At 70.4% G+C, this 1,018-nt stretch carries 1 protein-coding gene and 2 pseudogenes; all 3 read left to right on the top strand.

All coding sequences use genetic code 11. The features are described from left to right. Positions 1–190 (top strand): annotated as a pseudogene (locus tag EOA33_RS36700) (hypothetical protein); the annotation flags it as partial. Between the two features lie 92 nt (positions 191–282). Further along, positions 283–780 carry a 5-(carboxyamino)imidazole ribonucleotide mutase gene (purE, locus tag EOA33_RS36695; protein ID WP_126057926.1) on the top strand — a complete coding sequence of 166 codons (498 nt, stop codon included), beginning with the start codon at positions 283–285 and terminating at the stop codon, positions 778–780. Next, a pseudogene (locus EOA33_RS36690) lies at positions 777–980 on the top strand (5-(carboxyamino)imidazole ribonucleotide synthase); the annotation flags it as partial. The gene purE and the pseudogene EOA33_RS36690, both read left to right, overlap by 4 nt. Between the last annotated feature and the right edge of the window lie 38 nt (positions 981–1,018).

The following is a 1,018-nucleotide window of genomic DNA, read 5'->3' as shown; positions in this document are numbered from 1 at the left end:
GCCGATCATCGTGCGCAACCACGAGGTCGAGCGCGGCCACTTCTTCCTCGATCCGTGCAATCTCCATCCCGGCGAGGCCGAGATCGTCGCCGAGCGCCTGCGCGCCGTGCTGGCCGCGAATGACCGCCCGGCCGACGCGATGAAAGCGGCGCGCAAGGATTCAGCCGGATCGCTGCGCTGGCCGGACTAGGCTCCCGTGGCCGCGGCCTTGCTGCGGCGACAATCCTTGCGGCGATTGGCGAATTCCGCTAAGGCGCGCCTTTGCCGCCGGGAGCGAAAACTTTGACCGATCAGCGTGCCGACGTCGCCATCATCATGGGCAGCCAGTCCGACTGGGCGACGATGCGTCATGCAGCGGAAACACTGGACGCGCTGGGCATCCCGCACAAGCGGCTGATCGTCTCGGCCCACCGCACCCCCGACCGGCTCTATGATTTCGCCAAGAGCGCCAAGGCGGCCGGCTACAAGGTTATCATCGCCGGCGCCGGCGGCGCCGCGCACCTGCCCGGCATGACGGCGGCGATGACGCCGCTTCCGGTCTTCGGCGTGCCGGTGGAATCGAAGGCGCTGTCGGGCCAGGATTCGCTGCTCTCCATCGTCCAGATGCCGGCCGGCATTCCGGTCGGCACGCTGGCCATCGGCAAGGCGGGTGCCGCGAACGCGGCGCTGCTGGCCGCCGCCGTGCTGGCGCTAAACGACGACCGGCTGGCCGCCCGGCTGGACGCCTGGCGCGCCGCCCAGACCGCCAAGGTTGCCGCCGAACCGACGGACGCGCCATGAGCCTGCCGGCGGGATCGACCATCGGCATCATCGGCGGCGGCCAGCTCGGCCGCATGCTGGCGATGGCCGCGGCCCGTCTCGGCTATCGTACGGCGGTGCTCGAACCGCAGGCCGATTGCCCGGCGGCCCAGGTCGCCAACCGCCAGATAACAGCCGCCTATGACGATGCCGCGGCCCTCGCCGAACTCGCCGCGGCATCGTCATAGGCGGCTGTTATCTGGCGGTTGGCGACCTGGGC

It is taken from the genome of Mesorhizobium sp. M4A.F.Ca.ET.050.02.1.1 (assembly GCF_003997725.1).
Lineage (GTDB): Bacteria > Pseudomonadota > Alphaproteobacteria > Rhizobiales > Rhizobiaceae > Mesorhizobium.
The sequence above is the reverse complement of the archived record's forward strand: the minus strand, read 5'-3'. Positions and strand labels throughout refer to the sequence as shown.